4 protein-coding genes and 1 pseudogene are annotated in these 6,893 nt (G+C 37.9%); 1 reads left to right on the top strand and 4 read right to left on the bottom strand.

What is annotated here, in order from left to right; all coding sequences use genetic code 11:
* Nucleotides 1-307: 307 nt before the first annotated feature.
* The 4 genes and pseudogenes from N9I19_RS23495 to N9I19_RS23480 all read right to left on the bottom strand — a co-directional run bounded on the left by N9I19_RS23495 (nt 308) and on the right by N9I19_RS23480 (nt 5,312).
* Nucleotides 308-1,156 (bottom strand): dTDP-4-dehydrorhamnose reductase family protein, encoded by an 849-nt coding sequence (locus N9I19_RS23495; RefSeq protein WP_317779158.1) that lies wholly within the window; start codon nt 1,154-1,156, stop codon nt 308-310.
* Nucleotide 1,157: 1 nt separating this feature from the next.
* Entirely contained in the window at nt 1,158-2,144 is a 987-nt protein-coding gene (locus N9I19_RS23490) for a polysaccharide biosynthesis protein (RefSeq protein WP_317779157.1), read from the bottom strand.
* Nucleotides 2,137-3,228 carry a non-hydrolyzing UDP-N-acetylglucosamine 2-epimerase gene (gene wecB, locus N9I19_RS23485; protein WP_317779156.1) on the bottom strand — a complete coding sequence of 364 codons (1,092 nt, stop codon included), beginning with the start codon at nt 3,226-3,228 and terminating at the stop codon, nt 2,137-2,139. The genes N9I19_RS23490 and wecB overlap by 8 nt, the downstream gene beginning before the upstream one ends.
* A gap of 369 nt (nt 3,229-3,597) precedes the next feature.
* Nucleotides 3,598-5,312 (bottom strand): annotated as a pseudogene (locus tag N9I19_RS23480) (ABC transporter ATP-binding protein).
* Between the two features lie 219 nt (nt 5,313-5,531).
* Between N9I19_RS23480 and N9I19_RS23475 the strand changes: the two are divergent.
* The gene (locus N9I19_RS23475; RefSeq protein WP_317779155.1) at nt 5,532-6,773 is read left to right on the top strand and encodes an MFS transporter; all 1,242 of its coding nucleotides are present in this window, start codon (nt 5,532-5,534) and stop codon (nt 6,771-6,773) included.
* Nucleotides 6,774-6,893 lie beyond the last annotated feature (120 nt).

Raw genomic sequence — 6,893 nt, 5'->3', positions numbered from 1 at the left:
TTTCCTTCTTATATTCGTTTTATCTTTGATACCTGTATTTTTACGTTCCCGCCTAATTCTACATACAATTTTCATTTACTTCATCCTAAAGTAATTTTTTTAGCATTTGATCACTAATATATGTAATATACTAATGGTCATAAGCATATTTTCTTTCTTGACCATTAATATTTAATATTGTTTTTTTCAGATATCCTCAAAGAAATCACCTTATGACAAAATAAAATAGATTCTCTACATTATTTATTTTATCATTCGGTTCTTCCGTTTAAGCCTTTCAGGCACTAAAAAGTGGTTAATACTTACATTAACCATTTTGTCTGTTTGTTTCTTGCTTTCTTATCCAATCTTTTAAGTCTGCTAACATCTTTTCATAAGTTGGAACTTGGTATTTAAAATCGGACCGACCATTCTTTATGGTTCGATCCAGAACTATATTTGAATCCGGAATAATTTCTACATCATTTTTCTCAAAGACTTCTGCAATCAATTTCAATAAGGATAACTTTGAGACTTTCTCCTCCGAGCCTAAATGATATAACCCAGTAATATTCTTCTGGATCATCGTGTCTATCGCTCTAGCCAATTCAAGTGTTGTTACACCATTCCAAAGCACTTTTTCATACCCTTTTATTTCACCTTTTTGTTTCATGAACCAAAGGAATAAACCAATTCCATCATTTTTTAGTTCTGGGCCTATTATGGAGGTCCGTATCGTCAAATGTTTTTCGCTAATAATTTCTCCTAAGTGTTTAGACTGACCATAAATCGTGGTACTGTCAGGAAAATCGTTCTCGGTATAATCTCCTTTTGTGCCTGAAAATACACAATCTGTACTGATATGAATCAATTTCCCATTATTGCGTTCGCTCAATTTGACAAGCTGATGGGGAAACACACTATTAACCTGAAAAGCGAGTTTCGTATTATCACTTGCATGATCATTTAATATCCCAATACAATTGATCGTAATGTCGGGTTTTACTTTATCCATAATTTCCTCTAGACTCGTTAAATCGGTTACATCCAGATATAAGCCCTTTTTATCATTCGGATCCCTTGACGTATAGGTTACCTGATATTTGGGGTCCCCTGTGAAATAATCTTTTATTACATGGCCTGCCATTCCTTGTCCACCAAGGACTAGTACCTTCATGTTAAATGAAGCCACCTTTCTTTAACATTTCCTTAATCTGGGCTTTACCCATTAGTCCTGTGCCAGAGTTATAATCTTCTAAACTAACAGACTGGTATTTAGAGTAATGTTCCTTTATGCCCTCTATGTGAATGGCTGGCAGTATTACATAATATTCTTCATCATAGGCAATTGCCGTCGTGCTTTCATATTCTGAAAGTAAGATCTCATGGAGTTTTTCACCAGGACGGATACCTAGGACTTCCACATCAACATTTCCTTTATTGGACGCTTGTATTAAAACTTCAGCGAGGTCAATAATTTTACAGGATGGCATTTTCATCACGAATATTTCTCCGCCAATGCTTTCAAAGGTTGCCTTAAATACCAATTTAATCGCTTCTTCAATGGTTAAAAAGAACCTTGTCATATTTAAATCCGTGATACCTATTTTTCCCTTTTCTTTGATTTGCTTTTTGAATACGTGGATGACACTTCCGTTCGTTCCCAAAACATTTCCGCCGCGGATACATACAAATCTAGTTTTCGTGTTTAATGTATTAGCGTGTATGATCAACCTTTCGGCCATTGCTTTTGATAAACCATAAAAATTGGATGGATTCGAAGCCTTGTCTGTAGAAATGTTCACAACTGAATGCACATTACAGCTTATAGCTGCTTCTATAACATTCTGTGTACCAATTACGTTCGTCTTTAATGCTTCTATGGGTTGATCTTCACATACAGGAACATGCTTTAATGCGGCCAAATGAAAGATATAATCAACGCCTTGGCATGCTTCCAATAACGCATCCTTCTCTTTTATGTCTCCGATAATGAAATGCAATTTCGGATTGTTATCAAACTCTTGTTTCATTGTGAATTGATTAGACTCATTCCTTGAAAAAATCCGTATTTCACTCGGTTCAAAATCCAGTAGTTGCCTTACCAATTCATATCCCCATGAGCCTGTACCGCCTGTTACCAAGATTGTTCGATTCTTAATCAATTTCATGGCCTCCCAATATTATTTTAAGCACTTTATCCGAAACATTTTTATGGTCGTAGCCTTCTGGAATTGTCCAGTTTTTTTGCTGGTTAACCATAATCTTTACACAATTGACGATTTGTTTAGCATTAATTCCCGATAACATATTGCTGCCCGACTCAATGGTTTCTGGCCTTTCCGTTGTTTTTCGTATCGTCACGGTCGGTACATGGAACAAGCAGCATTCCTCTTGAACGGTGCCACTATCGGTCAGCACACAAAAAGCACTTTTTTCAAGCTTTACGAAGTCAAAGAAACCAAATGGCTCATGGAATTCAATTAATGGGTGCACTTCTAATTTGTGGCTGAGTTCTATGCGGGATTTTGTCCGGGGATGTAAACTGCATACGATTCTTTTTTGATAGGTTTCGGCGACCATATTAATGCCCTTCATAATTTCGATCAATCGATCTTCATAGTCAACATTTTCGGCACGATGGGCGGTTACGAGGAAATAATCCTCCTTATCCAGATTCAATTTGTCCAAAATTACACTTTGCTCAATCTCATTGTTGTAATGGTTCAAAACTTCGAAAATGGGGTTCCCCGATAAATAGATTCTTTTACTGGGAATACCTTCATTCAAAAGATTCACTTTACTTTGAGGAGTATAAGGTAAATTCAAGCTTGAAACAGCATCAATGATCCGGCGATTTTTCTCTTCAGGCACTTCCAGGTCAAAGCAACGGTTGCCTGCTTCCATATGAATGACCGGGATGCCCAGTCTTTCTGCTAAGATGGAGCTGAGCCCGGAGTTCGTATCCCCCAACACTAGTACTTTGTCTGGTTTTTCATTTAATAGGATGGTCTCTAAATTCTTAAAAATGGCCGCTAACTGTTCGCCGAGGGATTTCTGTTGACTCAGCAAGACATAATCAGGTTTCCTTACCTGTAACTGCTGGAAGAATATTTCGCTTAAGGATGTAGTGAAATTTTGTCCAGTGTGCACTAGAATATGTGAATCGGCATACTGATCCAACTTCTTTATAATAAGACTTAATCTGATGATTTCAGGTCGGGTCCCTAAAATGGTCATTACTTTCACGATTTTCACTCCTTACTCTTTTCTGGTTTATGGCCTCTCCGTCTACCCTTTATTGTATGCACAGCCAATCCTATTGATATAGGCGAACCTATTAGATTTCGCCTTAATTTGAACGTCTAACCGACTAAACACCCCCTCGCAACCTAGAGTGTAAATGACTAAACGGAATTTCTATTTTTCTTTTTTGGGAAAATTTTAATAATGGCAAAGTTTCTAACATTTTTCGATTTCTTCATTAAAAGTGAGCTGTAATTTGTTGGATTCCTTTTGTAATATCAATTTAATATTGTGTTTTATCGAAATCATGATTGATTGAATTCCATTCTATTAAAAAAGCTATATATCCTCGTAAGGACATATAGCTTTTTATCATTTTTGGTATTGTAATTGATGCAGATTGGAAAAAATGCCCCCCTGTTTAAGTAAGTCATCATGACCGCCTTCTTCAACAATTCCTCCTTCAGTAACAACTACGATTTTGTCAGCATTACGAATGGTTGCCAATCGGTGTGCGATGATTAACGTAGTTCTGTTTTCGGCAAGTTCAGTAAGGGCCTGCTGAATTATTCGTTCCGTCTCAGTATCGAGTGCAGAGGTTGCCTCATCGAGAATTAATATTGGCGGATTCTTCAAAAACATCCTTGCTATTGCAATTCGTTGTTTCTGTCCCCCCGATAATTTCAAACCACGTTCACCTATTTGAGTCTCATAGCCTTTTGGAAGTCCTTCAATGAAAGTCTCTAAATGGGCCTTCCTTGCGGCTTCCATAATTTGTTCATCTGATGCATTTAGCATTCCGTACGCAATGTTTTCTTTAACAGTTCCTGTAAATAGGAAAACATCTTGCTGGACAATGCCAATTTGTGACCGCAATGACTTTTTCAGCATCTCACGAATATCAATTCCATCAATGGAAATCGAACCGGCATTTACATCATAAAATCGTGGGATTAATGAACATATTGTAGTTTTCCCTGCTCCAGATGGCCCGACAAAAGCGACGGTATCACCCGCTTTAATAGTAAGATCAATACCTTTTAAAACGGATTTTTTGTCTTCATAGTTGAAAGAAACGCCTTTAAAGGAAATATCACCCAAAAGGGAAGAAACCGCTATTGCATCCTTTTTATCCACGACATCAGGTGCGACATCAAGAAGTTCCGTAAAACGCTTAAAGCCGGCCATCCCTTTTGGATAGAGTTCCATCAACGCACTGATTTTGTCGATTGGCTTAAATAATACGTTTACATATAAAACGAATGCAACCAGTTCACCATAAGAGAGCTGCCCATGAAAAGTTAGCCAAGCTCCCATCACCAACACGGCAAGGGTCATAAACCTCGTCATCATGTAAATGCCTGATAAGCTAAAGGACATTACCTTATATCCAAGAAGTTTCGCTTTACGGAATCTGCGATTATTAGTAGAAAATCTATTCATTTCATATGTTTCATTAGTAAAGGATTGGACAACCCTCACTCCTGAGACGCTATCTTCTACACGGGCATTTACATCAGCAACTTCCGTATACATTTTTCTCCAGGCTTTATTCATCTTTAAATTACTAATGACAATCAATAAAACGAGGAACGGTAATATACATACGGATATGAGTGCCAGTTTCACATTTATTGTCAGCATAATCCAAAATGCACCTATAAAAGTCATGAAGGCGATGAATAAATCTTCGGGACCATGGTGAGCAAGTTCACCAATATCGAACAGATCATTGGTTATACGGCTCATGATATGGCCGGTTTTCGTGTTATCAAAAAAACGAAAAGATTGTTTTTGCACATGTTCAAATAATTCTTCACGCATATCAGTCTCAATATTGATACCCAATTTGTGACCCCAATACCCTACGATGAACTGTAAGAAGGTACTAATGATATAGAGAAGGAACAAACCGGCACTTACTGAAACAATTGCAGACCAATTATCGCCAGGCAGCAGTGTATCGATAAACCACTGAACTGCGAGCGGAAATGCAAGTTCAAGTACCGCAACGACCACTGCACTGAAGAAGTCAATAATGAATAACCGCTTATGCGGCAGGTAATATGTAGAAAGCGTCGAATCATCAAATTTTTCTCCTTTTTAACATATATTAAGGAGTATAATTCTATATTCAATAATCAGCAAGCATTTCAGAACCTACATATTCATATTATGGTAAAATCATCTATATAAAACAGCCCAACCCGGCTCTTTCAATCTATTAAATGAAGGAGTGAATCCAGTGTAAATAAAAAACCATTCTAATTATCAATGGACTTTATTCTCGTAAAAGGATGGTACTCATGAAAAACAAATCGTTTCGATGCCTTTGGATCAGTCAGGCGTTTGCAAATCTAGGGGATATATTTTATGTAGTCGGGTTGATTTCACTATTATATACCTTAACGGGATCGGCCTTTTATTTGAGTCTGCTCCCTTTCACTACAACGATTTTTCGGTTTATCAGTAGTCTGCTTGCCCCCCTTGTCATCGACAGGTTTCCTTTAAAAGGAATCCTTGTACAATCTCAATGGTGGAAGACTATCTTACTCGTTGTCTTAGGAATCTATATAACAAATTTCAATCATGGTTTTGCTGTTGCCGTCATATTCTTCATTGCCATGATTTCATTATTGGATGGAGTCGCTGCCCCGGTTAGCGCAGCTTTGGTTCCTCAATTAGTTCCAAAAGAAGAACGGATGAAGGCGAATGGTTTCTTGAATATGATCACCCAGACCATCTTTGTAGCAGGATGGCCTCTCGGTTCCGTCTTATTAATAAGTACCAACAGCAGTATCATTATCTGGCTTACGGTCATACTGTTTGCCGTTTCAACCCTCTATACAGTAAAAATTGAAGTCTCAGAACAAACAACGAACACCGTTCGTCCGTCAAACCGGGATTCGATTAAATCCGGATGGATAGCGATTCGCCATCTCCCAACTATCCGTACACTCATTTCCATTGATTTTATCACAACGTTAGCTTCAAGCGTTTGGGTAGCTGCCGTTATTTATGTATATGTTGATGAGAACTTGCAATTAGGTGAGGAGTGGTGGGGATACATTAACACAAGCTACTTTATCGGCATGATTTTCAGTGGATTGATCGTCATCCGTTTTGCCAAGTTACTAGAAAAACATATTGGATTCTTCATCATTTTCGGACTATTTCTCAGTGCAATGCTGATCCTGCTTTTTGGATCTACCAGTATTCCAGCATTCGCATTGCTGCTGGCATGTCTGTATGGTCTCCCTGAACAAATCCGGGAAGTGATTTACACCAAGCTATTCCAAGACCATGCTTCGGAAAAGACGCTTGCGAAAATTTATGCAGTTTGGGGAGCGGTCATCAATCTTACATTTGCCGGTTCTGTCTTGCTGTTAGGCTATATAACAGAAACATATAGTGTCGAAACAACGTTCCGATTTTCTTCCACCCTGATTTTCCTCGCCTTTCTTTATGCTATTTTTAAAAGGAAGGACCTACAAAGGGGAAAATGTGATCAATCACTGTCAAGTCAGTCATCTAATATTCCTAGATGATGCATTTCTTTCGATTCAACATAAAAAAGGAACCTTGGTTTTCCGAGGGCACTGAAAAAGTCCCTTCGGGCCAATAGAGGTAGATTTTCTCAGTTTATTCTGAGGAAATCTACCTTTTTT

The organism is Peribacillus sp. CSMR9, assembly GCF_033141925.1.
In the GTDB taxonomy this organism is placed as follows: Bacteria; Bacillota; Bacilli; order Bacillales; family DSM-1321; genus Peribacillus; species Peribacillus simplex_A.
This window is presented reverse-complemented; position numbering and strand designations above follow the sequence as displayed.